This is a genomic window from Saccharopolyspora sp. NPDC045941 (genome assembly GCF_056431445.1).
Map to the genome: position 1 here is coordinate 89,258 of NZ_JBWKKU010000023.1, position 15,120 is coordinate 104,377.

15 protein-coding genes are annotated in these 15,120 nt (G+C 71.5%); 7 read left to right on the plus strand and 8 right to left on the minus strand.

All coding sequences use genetic code 11. The features are described from left to right. Nucleotides 1-24 precede the first annotated feature (24 nt). Entirely contained in the window at nucleotides 25-966 is a 942-nt protein-coding gene (locus tag AC07FN_RS20275) for a hypothetical protein (protein WP_478396995.1), read from the plus strand. On the opposite strand, the gene AC07FN_RS20280 is transcribed toward AC07FN_RS20275, so the two are convergent. After that, nucleotides 942-2,933 (minus strand): arabinofuranosyltransferase, encoded by a 1,992-nt coding sequence (locus AC07FN_RS20280; protein WP_478396996.1) that lies wholly within the window; start codon nucleotides 2,931-2,933, stop codon nucleotides 942-944. The two genes, AC07FN_RS20275 and AC07FN_RS20280, sit on opposite strands and share 25 nt — an antisense overlap. A gap of 155 nt (nucleotides 2,934-3,088) precedes the next feature. Here AC07FN_RS20280 and AC07FN_RS20285 point away from each other — a divergent pair, with 155 nt between their 5' ends. Continuing rightward, nucleotides 3,089-3,709 carry a DUF2567 domain-containing protein gene (locus tag AC07FN_RS20285; RefSeq protein WP_478396997.1) on the plus strand — a complete coding sequence of 207 codons (621 nt, stop codon included), beginning with the start codon at nucleotides 3,089-3,091 and terminating at the stop codon, nucleotides 3,707-3,709. Between the two features lie 4 nt (nucleotides 3,710-3,713). Here the strand turns inward: AC07FN_RS20285 and AC07FN_RS20290 are convergent, their stop codons facing one another. From AC07FN_RS20290 to AC07FN_RS20300, 3 genes are all read right to left on the minus strand, one after another. Beyond that, nucleotides 3,714-4,718, minus strand: coding sequence for a DUF8017 domain-containing protein (locus AC07FN_RS20290; protein WP_478396998.1), 1,005 nt, complete (start codon nucleotides 4,716-4,718; stop codon nucleotides 3,714-3,716). Between the two features lie 30 nt (nucleotides 4,719-4,748). Then, the gene (locus AC07FN_RS20295) at nucleotides 4,749-5,426 is read right to left on the minus strand and encodes an LON peptidase substrate-binding domain-containing protein (RefSeq protein ID WP_478397037.1); all 678 of its coding nucleotides are present in this window, start codon (nucleotides 5,424-5,426) and stop codon (nucleotides 4,749-4,751) included. A gap of 338 nt (nucleotides 5,427-5,764) precedes the next feature. Continuing rightward, on the minus strand, nucleotides 5,765-6,415 hold the full coding sequence (locus AC07FN_RS20300) for an NUDIX hydrolase (RefSeq protein WP_452615598.1): 651 nt from the start codon (nucleotides 6,413-6,415) through the stop codon (nucleotides 5,765-5,767). Between the two features lie 152 nt (nucleotides 6,416-6,567). Here AC07FN_RS20300 and nadA point away from each other — a divergent pair, with 152 nt between their 5' ends. The 3 genes from nadA to nadC are packed head-to-tail and all read left to right on the plus strand — an operon-like array spanning nucleotide 6,568 to nucleotide 10,027. Continuing rightward, nucleotides 6,568-7,584, plus strand: coding sequence for a quinolinate synthase NadA (gene nadA, locus AC07FN_RS20305; protein WP_478396999.1), 1,017 nt, complete (start codon nucleotides 6,568-6,570; stop codon nucleotides 7,582-7,584). Further along, complete coding sequence (locus tag AC07FN_RS20310) at nucleotides 7,581-9,182, plus strand: L-aspartate oxidase (RefSeq protein ID WP_478397000.1); 1,602 nt, start codon at nucleotides 7,581-7,583, stop codon at nucleotides 9,180-9,182. The genes nadA and AC07FN_RS20310 overlap by 4 nt, the downstream gene beginning before the upstream one ends. Then, nucleotides 9,179-10,027 (plus strand): carboxylating nicotinate-nucleotide diphosphorylase, encoded by an 849-nt coding sequence (nadC, locus tag AC07FN_RS20315; protein ID WP_478397001.1) that lies wholly within the window; start codon nucleotides 9,179-9,181, stop codon nucleotides 10,025-10,027. The genes AC07FN_RS20310 and nadC overlap by 4 nt, the downstream gene beginning before the upstream one ends. On the opposite strand, the gene AC07FN_RS20320 is transcribed toward nadC, so the two are convergent. Both AC07FN_RS20320 and AC07FN_RS20325 read right to left on the minus strand, forming a co-directional pair. Beyond that, nucleotides 10,028-10,177 (minus strand): hypothetical protein, encoded by a 150-nt coding sequence (locus tag AC07FN_RS20320; protein ID WP_478397002.1) that lies wholly within the window; start codon nucleotides 10,175-10,177, stop codon nucleotides 10,028-10,030. It lies immediately after the preceding gene. Then, a complete protein-coding gene (locus AC07FN_RS20325; protein ID WP_478397003.1) occupies nucleotides 10,174-10,728 on the minus strand; it encodes a Uma2 family endonuclease in 555 nt (184 codons plus the stop codon). The genes AC07FN_RS20320 and AC07FN_RS20325 overlap by 4 nt, the downstream gene beginning before the upstream one ends. Before the next feature lie 195 nt (nucleotides 10,729-10,923). On the opposite strand from AC07FN_RS20325, the gene AC07FN_RS20330 reads away from it, so the two are divergent. Continuing rightward, nucleotides 10,924-11,850, plus strand: coding sequence for a lysostaphin resistance A-like protein (locus AC07FN_RS20330; protein ID WP_478397004.1), 927 nt, complete (start codon nucleotides 10,924-10,926; stop codon nucleotides 11,848-11,850). Nucleotides 11,851-11,892: 42 nt separating this feature from the next. On the opposite strand, the gene AC07FN_RS20335 is transcribed toward AC07FN_RS20330, so the two are convergent. Beyond that, nucleotides 11,893-12,684 (minus strand): carbon-nitrogen hydrolase family protein, encoded by a 792-nt coding sequence (locus AC07FN_RS20335; RefSeq protein WP_452615566.1) that lies wholly within the window; start codon nucleotides 12,682-12,684, stop codon nucleotides 11,893-11,895. 304 nt (nucleotides 12,685-12,988) lie between these two features. On the opposite strand from AC07FN_RS20335, the gene AC07FN_RS20340 reads away from it, so the two are divergent. After that, entirely contained in the window at nucleotides 12,989-13,615 is a 627-nt protein-coding gene (locus tag AC07FN_RS20340) for a GntR family transcriptional regulator (RefSeq protein ID WP_397529338.1), read from the plus strand. Nucleotides 13,616-13,770: 155 nt separating this feature from the next. Here the strand turns inward: AC07FN_RS20340 and AC07FN_RS20345 are convergent, their stop codons facing one another. Next, nucleotides 13,771-15,060 carry an MFS transporter gene (locus tag AC07FN_RS20345; RefSeq protein ID WP_478397005.1) on the minus strand — a complete coding sequence of 430 codons (1,290 nt, stop codon included), beginning with the start codon at nucleotides 15,058-15,060 and terminating at the stop codon, nucleotides 13,771-13,773. Between the last annotated feature and the right edge of the window lie 60 nt (nucleotides 15,061-15,120).

Here is a 15,120-nt window from a genome sequence, read left to right on the forward strand (position 1 = left end):
GGTGCTCCCGGCGAACATCGGGGCATGACAAGCGAAAGACACCGCTTCCCGGTCTACCTGGCCGGAATCACCGGACTGGCCCTGATCGCGATCTCGCTGCTGTGCTGGGCGACCGGAATCCCCAACCCGCTCGCCGTGGCGGACGACAGCTTCGGGCGATCGCTGCTGTTCCTGCCTCAACCCGCCGCGCACCTGGTGCTGGCCGCGGTCGGTGCGCTCACCTTCGTCGCGGCGGTGCGGGGGCGCAGCCGGATCGCCGGGGTGGCCGCGGTCGGCGCGCTGGCCCTGCTGCTGGACGCGGGCGTGCTGGCCGCCATCGGATACCTGCCGTTCATGGCGTTCTCGGCCCTGACCGGGCACGCCGACAGGCTCGGCATCTACCTCTCGCCGTCGCTGCTGGTGCAGGTCGGCATCGCCGCTGCCGCCGCGAGCCTGCTGTGGGTGCTGGTGAGCCGGGTGACGGAGAACGCCGCAGCTCAGGACCTGGTGCGGGCGGCCGCGCGGACCCGGCGGTGGACCAAGATCGCCATGGAGGCGCCGCTGGTCTACGCCGCCACGCGAGTGCTGATGGCACTGCAGGTGCCGGGCTTCGACCTGCCGATGGAGCGCGACGCGGTGCTGGCCGGGCTCGGCCTGGCCCTGGCGGCGACCGGCGGCGCGGCGCTCACCTGGGGGCTGATCCGGCCCTGGGGCGAGCGGTTCCCGCGCTGGATCCCCGGTGCGGCCGGGCGGCCGGTCCCGGTCGACCTGGCCGTCGTGCCCGCGCTGACCGTGTCCGTGCTCGTGCTCGCGGCGTCCAAGGTGATCCTGACGATGCTGTTCGCCGAAACCGGGTTCGGCCTCGAACACGCGCTGGTCTGGCTGCCGATGTTCCTCTGGCCGCTGTGGTCGATCGCCCTGGTGCTGGCGGCGGTGAACTACAAGATCCGCCACAGCACCGGTCAGCGCAGCGCGATGATGGTGTAAGGACCGACCTCGCGCTTGGCGAAGGCGGGCGAGTCGAACACCGCCGGGTCGAAGTAGACGTCGTAGTCCCGGACGTTCGGCAACTGCGGGAATGCGTCGTCCTTCAGCTGCAGCACCAGCTTGCCCGCCTCGTCATCCGGGAGCTCCACTGTGGAGTACGGGCTCGCCGGGTTGGTCAGGACGAAGACGTTGGGTGTCTTGAACCGGCTGTCGTGCAGCATGCCGAGGAACTCGTCGGCGGTCTTCGCGGTCGTCCACCGGCGGATCTCGGCGGCGCGCTCCTGGTAGTCCGCCAGCGGGTTGGCGTAGTGCGGCGTCTCCTGCTGGAAACCCCAGTAGGGCTTGAAGGACATCAGCTTGTAGTCGGTCGTGAGCAGCACGTTGTGCTCCGGCGCGCGGCCGGTCAGCTCGGCGATCGCGGCGACCTCGGCGGCGGTCCACGAGCCGAGCTCCTGCGGATCGCGCTGCCCCATCGCGTTGTCGCCGGTGGGGTAGTAGTCCGCGTAGGCGCGTTCGACGGACGGCTGCAGCGCCAGCCCGATCGCGCCCTGGTTGATGGTGATCGCGCCGAGCAGCCCGAGCGCGGTGGCGACCATGCTGATCCGCAGCGCGTACCGGGCGTCCAGCTTGTGCCGCAGGTAGCCGATGAGTTCCAGCAGGCCGAAGACGCCCGCGACGGCCAGCGTCACGTCCAGGATCACGTTGAGCCGGAACGCCAGCAGCGTGGTCTTGGCGATCAGCGCCACCGTCGACAGCACGAACCAGCCGTAGACGGCGAGGACGGTGGTCAGCATCGCGGCGGCGACCTCGCTGCGGCGGCACCGCAGCAGCAGCCACACCAGCCCGGCCAGGCACAGCACCCCGAACGCGGTGCCCTCCAGCATCGGCACCGGCAGGAACGCGCCGTCCTCGGGCAGGTAGTGCTGCGCCGCGCTGCGCGGGTTGGCCAGCAGGAAGTTCGTGGACAGCAGGTACGGCAACCAGACCAGCAGCGCGATGACGAGGCTGACGATGCCGATCGGCAGCAGCCGCAGGAACAGCTGCCGCACCGTCGGCCACAGCCGCTGCCCCTGGTGCACCCGGAACGCGCCGATGAGCACCGCCATCAGCACGACCATCAGCACCGCGAACGCGAAGTGCAGGGTGTAGGTGATCGCCGCGAAACCGACGTAGCCGCCGATGCAGACGAGCGCCCACCGCGGAGCGCGCTCCTGGCGGCGCAGCGCGTGCCAGGCCAGCACCGCGACCGGCGCCAGCCACGCCGCCGACGGCCACGCGTAGGGCTCCTCGATGCCGTGCAGCATGCCGGCGAGCGCCGTCACCACCGCCGCGAGCAGCGCGAGACGGCGGCGCACCACGACGCTCCACAGCGTGAAGGCGACGACGGTGGTCACCGCCACCCAGGCCAGCGCGTAGGGCTTGTACGCCGCCCAGCCCTCCCAGCCGATGAGGTTGGCGAACCGGCCGCCCAGCCAGAACCAGCCGCCCGGGTAGTAGGGGGAGGTGTCGGCGTAGTTGAGGTCGGCCAGGCCCCGGGTGGTGGCCATCCGGGTCATGTACTGCAGGCGGAATCCGTTGTCCACGGAGGACCCGCCGTAGTAGAACCTGGTGGCCTGCAACGGGATCGCGAGCGCGAACGTGCTGAACGCGCTCAGCGCCACCCAGGTGCCGGACACCCGCGCCCACCGCGGCGAACGGCGATGCCCGAACGCCAGCAGCAGGAACAGCACCGCCAGCACCAGCGCGCTGCTGACGGCCGCGAGGGCCTCCGGCGCGAAGCTGGGTTCGCTGATGCTCAACCTGGCGATGGCGAACTGCAGCACCAGGCTCACCACAGCCGCCACGAACGCGCCCAGCAGCAGCTCGACGACGGTGCTGCGCAGCGGCAGCCGGACGGCCGAATTTCGGCGAGGTTCGTCGATCGGGCTCGGTCCGGTCAACAGCGGACTCGGCAGGATTCCCGCCACTTCGCGCGTCCTTCGGCGTAGCTGACATGGGGGCTCGCGCAGAATAGTTGATGTGCGCCCTGCGCCCCGCCATCGGGTGATGCTGGCAGGGTGCGGCGGAACGCTAGGGTGACGCAGCAGAACGGTCGTGGTAGCCGCTAGGAGGAGGTCGTCGGGTGGCGGACAGCCCGGTGGAGTCCGGCGGCACGCGCGCCGCCCCGGAGCGGATCGAGCCCAGGACCGATGCCGCGGCGGAAGTGCCGGTGCCGCGCCTGGCCCCGCCGGTGCCGCCCGTGGTGGTCAAGGCCGACCTGCTTCCCGCGGTGAGCGCGGTGTCGCTGATCGCGCTGCTGGGCCTGCCGATCGGCTGGGTGTGGTCGCGGCTGGCGCCGCCGCAGGAGAGCGTGCTCGGCGAGCGGGGAAGGCTGACCCCGCTGCTGGTGGAGGGCTACCACGACTTCGACGCGATCGCGATCTTCGCCCTGCTCGCCTTCGCCGCCGGGCTGCTGACCGCCGCGGTGCTGTGGCTGCTGCGCGGGCGCCGCGGCCCGGTGCTGCTCATCGCCGGTGTGCTCGGCGCGCTGATCTCGTCGTGGCTGGGCGTGCAGATGGGCACCTCGTTCGCCGCGGGCCTCTACGCGATGCCGCCGAACGCGGAGCTGGGCGACCTGATCACGGTGGCCCCGCAGGTCGCCAGCGGCTGGGTGCTGCTGCTCCAGCCGCTGGGCGTCGCGCTCGGCTACGGCCTCGCCGCCTCCTGGAACGGCCTCGACGACCTCGGCCGCCGCCTGCGCTGATCGATCACTTGGGCATCGCGCGCAGGGACTGGGTCATCTTGTTCAGCGTGTCGATCGAGACCGCGTCCGGCACGTCCTGATCGGCGACGGCGAGGAACACCATCGAGCTCTGCCCGTCGCTGTTGGTGGCGAGCACGCTGACCGCGGCGTTCTTCGAATCGCACGGGCCGGGCGCCATCAGCGTGACGCGGGCGGTGGCCCGGACGGCCGGGATGCCGCCGGGGAGCTGCACCTGCTCCGGCGGGCCGAGGACGACCAGGGGCTTGTTGCCGTCGCGGACGTAAGCGAGTTCGGCCAGCTTCTGCGCCGTCTCGTTGGCCACCGAGGTGTCGTCCGGGCCCTTGCGCGCGCTCACGCCCGTGGTCGCCCGGAAGCTGCCGGCGTCGCCGGGGCAGAAGCCCTCCATGTAGTCGGCGACGCCGGTCATCGTCACCGGGTCGTCGGGCGGGCCGAAGGCGTGGACGTTCTCCGGGTTGGGGTCGAGCTTCCAGCCCTGGCCGGCCGGCAGGTCGTAGATCGCGCCGCGCTTCGGCACGGTCGCCACCTGCCAGCCGCCCACCACCGGCGTCAGGTTCGGGTTGGCCACCCCCGACGTGGGCGAGGGCGCGCTGGTGGTCGGCTTGGTGGGCGCGCTGGTGCGGGCCGGGGGCGGCGGCGACGCCACCGACGGGCCGCCGGAGGTGCTGAGCACGACGATCGTCGTGACGATGGCGATCACGGCCACCGAGGCGAGCGCGATCGCCGCGATCAGCGGCCCGCGGCTCTTGCCCGGCGGAGCCGGTTGCACCTGGTAGCCGCCGGCCATGCCCGGATGGACCGGCTGCTGCTGCGGCTGCGGCTGCGGCTGCGGCTGTTGCGGTGGCTGCTGGGGTTGCGAGAACGTGCCGAACCCCTGGTACTGCGCGCCGGGTTGCGGCGCCGATCCGCCGGGATTGCCCGCGATGGGCTGCCCGGTGATCGGGTCGTACTGCCCGTATTCGTTGGAGCCCCAGTTGCCAGGTGATGACATGCGGCGATCCTAGCGAGGCGCGCGAGTACCTCAGTTGACGCTGGCGTGTTGCGCGAATTCGGTCAGCGGCGCCGGAACCGCGCGGAGCTCGCGGAGGAACTCGGCCTCCCGCAGCAGCAACCGCCGGATGTTGCGCAGCCGCTCCAGCGGATCGGTCTCGGCCAGCAGCTCCTGCCGGTCCTCGACGGTCAGCACGCAATCGTCGGCCAGCAGGTAGGAGAGCGCCGCGGCATCGGCGTCCTCGCCGGGCACGTCGCGCCGCCCGCCGCGCAGCCCGGTGTCGTGGTAGCGCTGGTGGGCCGAGCGGGCGGCGGTGATCAGGTGTTCGCGGCGGGCCGGCGAGTCGTGCTCCGGTGCGGTGTCCGGCAGCCAGTCGACCTCGGCCATCAGGTACGGCGCCGCGGTCCGGTCGATCTGCAGCAGCCGGAACCGCCGCTCGCCGGCGGCGCTGATGTCGTAGCGCCCGCCGGGCAGCTGCCGCACCTGGTCCAGCAGCGCCGAGCAGCCGACGTCGTACATCGAGTCGACGTTGTCCTCGCCGACCTCCCAGCCCTGGCGGATGCCCACCACGCCGAACCGGCGGTCGGGCAGCTCCTCGCCGACCAGGTCGGTGACCAGCTGCCGGTAGCGCGGCTCGAAGATGTGCAACGGCAGGTGGCCGCCCGGCAGCAGCGCGGAGCCCAGCGGGAACAACGGCAGCACGTCAATCACGCCCCAAACCTACGTGCCGAATCACCCGATGGCACCACAGTGAAGTGTTTCCAGGCTCGTTTTGGGTGGCGGTGCGGGTGGCGGCCCCCTGCGGGAGTTGCTGAGGCCTTCTCGCTGTGGGATCCCCGACCTCATGAATGTCCAATTCACCACGTCGAGGCTGTCCTCGCCGGGAGAACCCAGGAGGGGTGGGCACCGTGAACCCGCAGCGGTGCCGGTTGCGTACGTGGGCTAAGCGGCTGTGCCGCTTGCGGCGGCTTTGATGGGCTTGATTCCGGCGGTCGCGGTGACGGTTGCGAAACGATCCTTTCCGCGTGGCGGGAGCGTCCGCCGGGCTACGCCGGCGGGCGGAACACCGCGAAGGGGTCCGTGACCTGCAGGTCCCGGCAGGTGAACTGGAACAGCGCGGGCGGGCGGCCGCCTGCCGGGCCCGCGGGCACCGTCCGGCCGGTGGGTTCCAGCACACCCCGCCGCGACAGCACGCGCTGCAAGTTCGTCGCCGCGACCTGGTAGCCGAGCGCGGCGGAGTAGATCCGGCGCAGCTCCGAGACGGTGAACTCGGCCGGGGCCAGCGCGAAGCCGATGTTGGTGTAGGACAGCTTCGCGCGCAGCCGGTCCTGCGCGGCGAGCACGATCAGCTCGTGGTCGAAGGCCGTCGGCGGCAGCGCGTCGACCGGGTGCCAGGCGGTGTCGGCGGGCACCTCGGGGTCGATGTCGGAGGGCACCAGGCCGAGGAACGCGGTGGCGACCACCCGGCGGCCGGGCACCCGGTCCGGGTTGCTGAACACCGAGAGCTGCTCGACGTGGGACAGCTTGTGCACGTCGACCTTCTCGGCCAGCTGGCGGCGGATGGAGGTCTCGACGTCCTCGGTCGACGCGAGCCGCCCGCCGGGCAGTGACCAGCGGTGCACGTCCGGTTCCTGGGCGCGTTGCCAGAGCAGCACCCGCAGCCCGTCGTCGCGGATCTGGAGGACTCCGGCGAGCACTTCGTGACCAGCGTCGCCCTTGTCCGCACAACTTGCGATGTTAGGATATGGCACGTTTTCGATTCTAAGGCGAAAACCTCGGGGCGCTTGATCCGGGGTGCTAGCGGAGCTTCCGGGCACGTCGTCCCGGAGGGTCCGGCGAGGAGGACGACATGGCCGCGACTGCAACCTGGGAGCGGACCGACACCGGTTACACCGGGGTGGAGCCCACCGCGGACTGGGCGCGCGAGGTGCGCCGGCTGGCCGACGAACGGGACGCGGTGCTGCTGGCGCACAACTACCAGCTGCCGGAGATCCAGGACGTCGCTCACCACACCGGCGATTCGCTGGCCCTCAGCCGCATCGCGGCGAACAGCTCCGCGAGCACGATCGTCTTCTGCGGCGTGCACTTCATGGCCGAGACCGCGAAGATCCTCGGCCCGGAGAAGACGGTGCTCATCCCGGACGCCCGGGCGGGCTGTTCGCTGGCCGACTCGATCACCGCGGACGAGCTGCGCGCCTGGAAGGCCGAACACCCCGGCGCGGTCGTCGTGTCCTATGTGAACACCACCGCCGAGGTGAAGGCGGAGACCGACATCTGCTGCACGTCGTCGAACGCGGTGGATGTGGTGCGCTCGATCCCGGCCGACCGCGAGGTGCTGTTCTGCCCGGACCAGTTCCTGGGCGCGCACGTCAAGCGCGAAACCGGCCGCGAGAACCTGCACATCTGGGCCGGGGAGTGCCACGTGCACGCCGGGATCAACGGGCCCGAGCTCGCCGACCGCGCGGCGGCGAACCCGGACGCGGACCTGTTCATCCACCCCGAGTGCGGCTGCGCCACCTCGGCGCTCTACCTGGCCGGCGAGGGGACCGTCGCCAAGGAGCGGGTGAAGATCCTGTCCACCGGCGACATGCTGGCCGCGGCGAAGGAGACCGGCGCGCGCTCGGTGCTGGTGGCCACCGAGATCGGCATGCTGCACCAGCTGCGCCGCGCCGCCCCCGAGATCGACTTCCGCGCGGTCAACGACCGGGCGTCCTGCCGCTACATGAAGATGATCACCGCCGCGGCGCTGCTGCGCTGCCTGCGGGAAGGCGCCGACGAGGTGCACGTGCCGGCGGACGTCGCCGACCGCGCGCGGGCCTCGGTCGAGCGGATGATCGCGATCGGCAAGCCGGGAGGCGGCGAATGAGCTGGGAAGCGGGCGCGGACTTACTCGTCGTCGGCACGGGTGTCGCGGGTCTGACGGCGGCGCTGCGGGCCCGCGAACTGGGCCTGCGGGTGCTGGTGGTCAGCAAGGACTCCGCGACGGCGGGCAACACGAGCTGGGCGCAGGGCGGCATCGCCGTGGTCCGGCCCGACGAGCTCGACCCGGGCGACAGCCTGCGCGAGCACGTCGAGGACACGCTGACCGCAGGGGTCGGGCTGTGCTGGCGCCCGGCGGTGCGGGACATCCTCGCCGACGGCGCGGCCGCGATCGCGCGGCTGCAGGCGACCGGCGCCCGGTTCGACGTGGGCCCGGACGGCGAGCTGGCGCGCACCAGCGAGGGCGGGCACAGCGCGTTCCGCGTGATCCACTCCGGCGGCGACGCGACCGGCGCCGAGGTGCAGCGCGCGCTGTCCGAAGCCGTGCGCGGCGGCGGGATTCCGGTGCTGGAGCAGCATTGCGTCGTCGAACTGCTGCGCGGCGACAGCGGCGCCGTGGCCGGCGCGGTCGCGATGGACGCCGAGAACAGGCCGGGTGTGCTGCGCGCCCCGGCGGTGCTGCTGGCGACCGGCGGGCTCGGCCAGCTCTACGCCGCGACCACCAACCCCGAAGTGTCCACTGCGGACGGAATCGCGCTCGCGCTGCGGGCCGGTGCCTCCGTCGCAGACCTGGAGTTCGTGCAGTTCCACCCGACGGTGCTCTACACGCCGGGCGGGCCGCGGGGGCGGCGGCCGCTGGTCACCGAGGCGGTGCGCGGCGAAGGCGCGGTGCTCGTCGACGTGCACGGGCGGCGCGTGATGGAGGGGGAGCACCCGCTCGCCGACCTCGCGCCGCGCGACGTCGTGGCGGCGGCGATCAACCGGCGGGCCGCCGAAACCGGCGCCGAGCACGTGTTCCTCGACGCCACGAGCATCGGGTCCGGGTTCGCCGAGCGGTTCCCGACGGTCCACGCGGCGTGCCGGGCGGCCGGGATCGACCCGGTCCGCGAGCCGATCCCGGTGGCCAGCGTCGCGCACTACTCCTGCGGGGGCGTGGTGTCCAGCGTGGATGGTCGCACCGCCGTGACCGGGCTCTACGCCGCCGGTGAGGTCGCGTGCACCGGGCTGCACGGCGCGAACCGGCTGGCGTCCAACAGCCTGCTGGAAGGCCTCGTGGTCGGTGGGCGCGCGGCCGAGGCGGTGGCCAAGGACCTGTGCTGCGGGCTGATCAACCGCGAGCCCGCCGGCGCGGCTCTGCAGTCCGCGATGGCGGTGGTCGACCGGGATCTGCTGCAGCGCACCATGAGCCGGTACGCCGGCATCGAGCGCGACGACGAGGGCCTGGCGACCGCGACGAAGGAGCTGGACCGGGCGGCCATCGTCCGTCCACTTCGGAATCGGCAGGCGGTCGAGGACTCTTCGCTGCTGCTGACCGCGCAGGCACTGCTGGCGGCGGCCAGGCAACGCGCGGAGTCGCGCGGCTGCCACCGCCGAACGGATTTCCCGGACACCGACGACCTGCGCTGGCGGCGCAGCACGGTGCTCCGGCTGGACGCCTCGGGGTGCCTCATCCACACCGCGGCCGGGATTGCGAGGGCGGCATGACCATCGATCTGGACGACGCGCGCGAAGTGGTGCGCATGGCACTGGCCGAAGACCTGCGCTACGGGCCGGACGCGACGACCGCGGCGACGGTCCCGGCCGGCGCGGTCGCCGAGGCGGGGTTCAACACCCGCAAGGCCGGCGTGGTCGCGGGCCTGCCGCTGGTGCGGCTGGTGCTCGACGAGGTGCTGGGCGCGGACGCCTACGCGGTGCTCTCCGAGCGAGCCGACGGCGACGTGCTGGAGCCCGGTGACTGCGTGCTGCGGGTGAAAGCACCGGTCCGCGGCCTGCTCACGGCGGAGCGCACGGCGCTGAACCTGCTGTGCCACCTCTCGGGCATCGCGACCGCGACGGCCGCGTGGGTCGAGGCGGTCGAGAGCACGGGCTGCCGGATCCGGGACAGCCGCAAGACGCTGCCGGGCCTGCGGGTCCTGCAGAAGTACGCGGTGCGCTGCGGCGGCGGTGTCAACCACCGGATGGGCCTCGGCGACGCGGTGTTGATCAAGGACAACCACGTGGTCGCGGCGGGCTCGGCGGTGGCGGCGGTGCGGGCCTGCCGGGAGCACGCGCCGGACCTGCCGATGGAGGTCGAGGTGTCCACGCTGGACGAACTCGACGAGGTGCTGGCGGAGGACGTGGCGCTGGTCCTGCTGGACAACTTCACCCCGCAGCAGTGCGCGGAAGCGGTGCGCCGGGTCCGAGCGGCGGCGCCGCGAACGGAGCTGGAGGCATCGGGCGGCCTGACGCTGGATGTGGCGAGGGCCTACGCGGAGACGGGAGTCCAGTACCTGTCGGTGGGAGGCCTGACGCACTCCTCCCCGGCCCTGGACCTCGGCCTGGACATGTGATCACTCGGTGGTCGCGGTCTCGCCGAACAGGTCCGCGTCCCACTGATCGACGAGATCCCAATGGGTGCGATGCCACTCGTTGTGCGTGAGGCAGCGCTGAAGCGTGTCGTCGGGACCAGGCTCGGAGCGGTTCGTGCCGTGCTCCGTCACAGCAGGGATTCGAAGTCGATCCGGAGGTCGACGGGGTCGGACACCGCCAGCTTGCCGGTGTCCACCCCGGCCGACGCGTAGAGCCGTGTGGTGGGGTCGAGGCGATAGCGGAACGCGGTCAGTCGCCGGTCGTCTTGAGGTTCGCGTTCGATACGCCAGAAGTGTTCGATACCCGCGGCGGCGTACTCGGCGGGCTTGCCGGTTTGGTCGGCGGTGACCGAGCCCGGTGACATCACCTCGACGACCAGCAGGCAGTGCTGCGGGCGAAGCACAGCCTCGTCCGGCAGCGCGGAGTCGTAGACGACGATGTCCGGCCGGCGGTTGAGCAGTGGTACGTCCCGTAGCCGAAGGTCGACATCGAAGTCGACAGTGAGCTCGGCGCCAGCGGCAAGATCCAGTTCCTCCGCAAGGCGGCGAACGATCCTCTGGTGCGAGCGACGGAGGGCAGGAGTCACGACGATGGCTCCATCGACAATCTCGATGCGGCGGCACACTTCCTCGGGCAGCGCCTCGTACTTCGCAGCGCTCAGCCCCTCCGGCGGCAGCGCCATCCAGTCAGGAAGTGCGGTCATCGTCGAGGCCCCCTCCCTGCGGGTACCGGACCAGCGCAGCTGTAGCGCTTCGTCTCCGTGGATCTCGCACGACGAATAATTCACGTGGAGTGATCGAATACTACCGACCGTGTTCGAGCTTGTGGATGTCGGGCATGATTTCGTCATGGCTCAGCTGATCGAGGTGGGGTACTGGTGAGCATTGTGCAGCCCGAGCGGGTTCTGCCTTCTCCGCTGTTGGGCGGGATCTACCGGGCCCAGCGGCCCACCGGGCCCGTGGTCGGGTTGCTCGTCGTGCTGTTCTGCCTGCTCGTCGGGCAGGCTGTCGCCGGGGTGGTGCTGGTCTCGGCGTTCGGGTTGCCGATGAGCGCTCTGGTCGGCGGCGAGCTGGGGTTGACCACCCAGCTGGCGCTGATGCTCAGCTTCGCCGGGGCCTCCGGCCTGCTGGCGCTGTGGATCCGGGTCAAGGAGCGGCGGCCCTTCGGCTCCGTCGGGTTCTTCCCCGCTTCGCGCATCGGCGCGCACCTGGCGCTCGGGGCCGCGGTGGCGGTGGTGCTGCTGTCCGTGCCGGTCGGCATCAACGTGCTCAGCGGGCAGTTCGAGATCGGCTCGGTGCGCGCCGCGCAGATCGGCGGCGCGCTCGTGGCGCTGATCGGGTTCGCGGTGCAGGCCAGCACCGAGGAGATCCTCACCCGCGGCTACCTGATGCAGGTCACCTACCGGAAGTGGGGCCTGGTCGCCGCGATCGCCTTCCAGGCGCTGGTGTTCGCCGCACTGCACGGCGTCAACGCAGGCGTCAGCGTGATCGCGCTGGTCAACATCCTGCTGATCGCCGTGGTGCTGGCGTTCTGGGCGCTGGCGGAGGGCGGCCTGTGGGGCGTGTGCGCGTTCCACGCGGTGTGGAACTGGTGGCAGGGCAACGTGTACGGCATCGAAGTGTCCGGAATGGACATCCAGACGACCGTGCTGGAGATCGGCGGCTCGCCGGGCAGCGCGCCCCTGCTCACCGGCGGCGGGTTCGGCATCGAAGGAAGCCTGCTCACCACCGCGGTCCTGGCCGTCGCCGCGGTGCTCGCCGCGCTCGCCTACCGCCGGAAGCTCGCCCGCTCGCAGGCCGGGTGAAGGGCGCCTTCCGAGCGGGAAGGCGCCCTCCGCGGCGGGACTTCAGAAGCGGCGGTTGGCGAGGACCGGGATGGCTCGGCGGGCCTGCTCGACCGCGGCCGGATCGATGTCCACGACCAGGATCTCGGGGGCGTCGGCGAGCTGCGCGTGCACCTGGCCCAACGGGGTCGCCGCGAGGCTGTAGCCGATGCCGGTCGGGGCCTTGCCGCTCGGCTCCCGGCCGACGCTGCGCGGGTCGGCCTGGTCGCAGGCCACCACCCACGACGTGGAGTCCAGCGCGCGGGCGCGCACCAGCAGCTCCCACTGCTCGCGCTTGCCCTCGCCGGAACCCCAGGACGCCGAGGTGACGATCACCGACGCGCCCTTGTCGGCCAGCGCCGTGAACAGGCCGGGGAAGCGCACGTCGTAGCAGGTCGTGAAGCCGACCTTGGTGCCGCCGAAGTCCACCACCACGGGCTGCTCGCCCGGCGCGACGGTGTCCGACTCGGCGAAGCCGAAGGCGTCGAACAGGTGGATCTTGTCGTAGGAGGTGTCCACGCCGCGGCCGGTGATCAGCAGCGTGTTCGTCACCCTGCCGTCCTCGGTGGGTGTGAACATGCCCGCCGCGACGGCGATGCCGGCTTCCTCGGCCAGCCGCCGCACCTCGGTGGCCCACGGCCCGTCGAGCGGCTCGGCCAGCGGCCCGAGCTTGATCCCGAAGCAGGCCATCGTCGCCTCCGGGAAGACCGCGAGGTCGGCGCCGGCGTCGGCGGCCCGCCGCACGTAGTCGGCCACCAGCTCCAGGTTCGCCTTGGGGTCCGGGCCGGAAACGATCTGGCAGAGAGCAATCCGCATAACCACAACCATCCTTCAGGGACTGTTTCCAAACTCGTTTTGCTTAGCGGTGCGGGTGGCGGCCCCCCTGCGGGAGTTACAGACGCCGTCTGGACTGTGGGATCCCCGACTTACGTATGACCAATACGCGGCATCGGGGCTGTCCTCGCCAGACGACGTCTGAGAACCCGCGGCGGTGCAAGTTGCGAGGGTGGGCTAAGCGCCTTCGGCGCTTCAATGATGAAGAACGACATTGAAAGCACCCTCTAGCGCTCACCCGTTACGATGTTTGTATACCAGCGATATGCACACCAGGGGGTCTTCGTTGCCGTCGGGACGCGAACTGGCTTACGACCATCTCAAGGACACGGTCCTCAGCGACCCGTCGATGCAGGGGCAGTTCGTCAACGAACAGGCGCTCGCCGACGAGATCGGGGTGTCCCGCACGCCGATCCGCGAGGCCCTGCTGCTGCTCGCCGCCGAGGAGCTGGTGCAGCTCGTGCCCAAGCGCGGCGCCTACATCGCGCCGGTCGGCGGCCGGGAGATCCGCGAGCTGTTCGAGATCCGCACGATGATCGAGTGCTACGCGGCCCGCCGCGCCGTCGAGCTGGACGCGGTGCCGCTGGAGCAGATGCGCGCCGAGCTGGACGCCCAGCGCGAGCTCGGCGGCGACGACCAGGCCCGCGCGTTCATCGACCGAGACCACGGGTTCCACGCCGCGCTGGTGTGCGCGGTCGGCAACGACATGCTCAGCAAGACCTACGACGCGCTGCGGGCCCGCCAGATCCGCGCGGGCATCGTGGCGCTGTTCAGCGTCAGCGGACGGCGCAAGGCGGTGCTCGCGGAGCACGAGGCGATCCTCGCGGCGCTCGCCGCCGGTGACGCGGAGGCCGCGACGAAGGCGATCACCGAGCACCTGACGGCGACGCAGCAGGTCGTCCTGGCGGGCTGAGGAGGGGTTCCCGATCTTAGGCGAAATCGGGAACCCTGCTCCCGCATCACCCGGGCTTCCCGGCTGGGAAGCGCCCGGCTTCAGGCAAAATCGGAAGCCCCACCCGCGGGCCTCCCGGCGGGTGGGGCTCCCGATTTCAGGCAAGATCGGGCAGGTCACTGCGCGTTCCGGCGGCCCAGGGACAGGCCGATCAGGGTCACCACGCAGGTCGCCGTGAGGTAGCACGCCGGGGCGAACCAGGTGCCGAACGAGGCGAACAGGTAGGTGAACAGCAGCGGGGCCAGTGCGCCGCCGATGACGCCAGCCAGGGTGTACGCCAGGGATGATCCGGTGGCGCGCAGCGCCGGGCTGAACTGCTCGGACACGAACGCCGCCTGCGGCCCGTACATGAGCGCGTGCCAGACCAGGCCGATGACCACGCCGAAGATCAGCAGCCCCGCCGAGCCGTCGCCGACCATCGGGAAGAACACGAACGGCCACACGCCGGCGCCGATCGCGCCCACCGCGTAGACCTTCCGCCGTCCCCAGCGGTCCGACAGCGCGCCCGCCAGCGGCATCAGCACGAGCTGCAGCGTCGAGCCGAGCATGACCCCGGTGACCGCCCAGCTCTTCGGCATGTTCAGCTGCTGGGTGGCGTAGGTGAGCACGAACACGGTGAACAGCGCGTAGAGCACGTCCGGGCCGACGCGGGAGAGGATCGCCGACACCAGCGCGCGGGGTTCGCGGGTGAAGACGTCCCGCACCGGCGCCCCGGCCTGCTCGCCCTTCTCCTGCAGCTCCTTGAAGACCGGGGTCTCCTCCAGCTTCACCCGGATCCACAGGCCGAACAGCACCAGCACGGCGGAGAGCAGGAACGCGACCCGCCAGCCCCAGGACATGAACTGCTCCTGGGTGAGCAGCGCCGCGAGCGCCGCCAGGACGCCGTTGGCCAGCAGGTTGCCCGCGGGCGGGCCGATCTGGGCGGCCGATGCCCAGAAGCCGCGGTGCTTCTCGCTGCCGAACTCGCTGGACAGCAGGACCGCGCCGCCCCATTCGCCGCCAATGCCCACGCCCTGCGCGAAGCGCAGCACCACCAGCAGCACGGCGCCGAGCGCGCCGACCTGGCTGTGCGTCGGCAGCAGTCCGATGAAGACGGTGGAGATGCCGGTGATGAGCAGGGTGATGACCAGCACCTGCTTGCGCCCCAGCACGTCGCCGAGCCGGCCGAACACGAAGCCGCCCAGCGGCCGGGAGACGTAGCCGACGGCGTAGGTGGAGAACGCCAGCAGCGTGCCGGACAGCGGGTCGTGGCTGGGGAAGAACAGCTGGCCGAACACCAGCGCCGACGCCACCGAGTACGCGGCGAAGTCGTACCACTCCAGGGAGGTGCCGCTGAGGCTCGCGACGAAGGCCTTGATCAGGTCCTTGCGGGCCGGCCGGGCCGGCGTGGATAGCGCTTGGGTCATCGGGGTCCATTTCCTGTGCCGGGCTCCCGGGGGTCGTTCGGCTCGTGGATGCCGACCACC

Bases quoted from the DNA above. Each gene is read 5' to 3' on its own strand.
- AC07FN_RS20290 (WP_478396998.1), bottom strand. From the start codon at position 4,718: ATGTCATCACCTGGCAACTGGGGCTCCAACGAATACGGGCAGTACGAC.
- AC07FN_RS20310 (WP_478397000.1), top strand. From the start codon at position 7,581: ATGAGCTGGGAAGCGGGCGCGGACTTACTCGTCGTCGGCACGGGTGTC.
- AC07FN_RS20335 (WP_452615566.1), bottom strand. From the start codon at position 12,684: ATGCGGATTGCTCTCTGCCAGATCGTTTCCGGCCCGGACCCCAAGGCG.
- AC07FN_RS20275 (WP_478396995.1), top strand. From the start codon at position 25: ATGACAAGCGAAAGACACCGCTTCCCGGTCTACCTGGCCGGAATCACC.
- AC07FN_RS20345 (WP_478397005.1), bottom strand. From the start codon at position 15,060: ATGACCCAAGCGCTATCCACGCCGGCCCGGCCGGCCCGCAAGGACCTG.
- nadA (WP_478396999.1), top strand. From the start codon at position 6,568: ATGGCCGCGACTGCAACCTGGGAGCGGACCGACACCGGTTACACCGGG.
- nadC (WP_478397001.1), top strand. From the start codon at position 9,179: ATGACCATCGATCTGGACGACGCGCGCGAAGTGGTGCGCATGGCACTG.
- AC07FN_RS20325 (WP_478397003.1), bottom strand. From the start codon at position 10,728: ATGGCGCTGCCGCCGGAGGGGCTGAGCGCTGCGAAGTACGAGGCGCTG.